Origin of the sequence: Streptomyces flavochromogenes, assembly GCF_000717595.1 — a bacterium.
Lineage (GTDB): Bacteria > Actinomycetota > Actinomycetes > Streptomycetales > Streptomycetaceae > Streptomyces > Streptomyces flavochromogenes.
In genome coordinates this window covers 1-296 of sequence record NZ_JNZO01000127.1, presented here as the reverse complement: position 1 = coordinate 296, position 296 = coordinate 1, and the positions used below count along the sequence as shown (strand labels likewise).

Below are 296 nucleotides of genomic sequence, written 5' to 3'. Positions count from 1 at the left end.
GGTGGGCCGTCCGAGACCGTCGAACTCCGTCTCGGTCGACGACGGGTACTGCGTCTGCTGCCCGGTGACGAGAACCGGCTCGGGTGCGCCGGTCGCGAAGTAGGTGCCCGAGTTGACGATCGCCTCGCCGCGGGTGTTGTAGAACACCTCGGTGATCAGGCGGCCGGCCCGGTCCGGGGACTCCTCCTGCGTCTGGAGCGCCCTGAGCAGGCCGTCCTGGAACGCGTAGCTCGTGCGGTACTGGTTGTCGTGGGTGAGGGTCTTCGTCGTGACGACGACCGGCCCGTTGTTCCGCA

At 68.6% G+C, this 296-nt stretch carries 1 protein-coding gene; it reads right to left on the bottom strand.

All coding sequences use genetic code 11. From position 1 onward, the window contains the following. On the bottom strand, positions 1 to 296 hold a 296-nt coding region (locus IF00_RS42315; protein ID WP_037640618.1), incomplete at both ends, for a hypothetical protein.